1 protein-coding gene is annotated in these 523 nt (G+C 69.0%); it reads left to right on the forward strand.

What is annotated here, in order from left to right:
* Positions 1-523 (forward strand): hypothetical protein (locus tag DU478_RS23085; RefSeq protein WP_158545839.1); only part of this gene is annotated, 523 nt, incomplete at both ends.

Here is a 523-nt window from a genome sequence, read left to right on the forward strand (position 1 = left end):
CCCTGCAGGAGCGCGAAGCCGCGCTCAGGACCGAGTCCGAGACCGGCAAGACCGAGATCGACAGGCTCAAGGGCGAAACCGCCCGCCTGAACGACGCCGTCCGGCAGGCCCGCGGCAAGGCCGACACGCTCGACAAGACCGTCGCCGATCTGAACGCCACGCTGGCCGAGAAAAACACCGCGCTCGAGTCCCTGCAGGAGCGCGAAGCCGCGCTCAAGTCCGAGTCCGAGACCGGCAAGACCGAGATCGACAGGCTCAAGGGCGAAACCGCCCGCCTGAACGACGCCGTCCGGCAGGCCCGCGGCAAGGCCGACACACTCGACAAGACCGTCGCCGATCTGAACGCCACGCTGGCCGAGAAAAACACCGCGCTCGAGTCCCTGCAGGAGCGCGAAGCCGCGCTCAGGACCGAGTCCGAGACCGGCAAGACCGAGATCGACAGGCTCAAGGGCGAAACCGCCCGCCTGAACGACGCCGTCCGGCAGGCCCGCGGCAAGGCCGACACGCTCGACAAGACCGTCGC

It is taken from the genome of Thalassococcus profundi (genome assembly GCF_003344785.1).
Taxonomy (GTDB): domain Bacteria; phylum Pseudomonadota; class Alphaproteobacteria; order Rhodobacterales; family Rhodobacteraceae; genus Puniceibacterium; species Puniceibacterium profundi.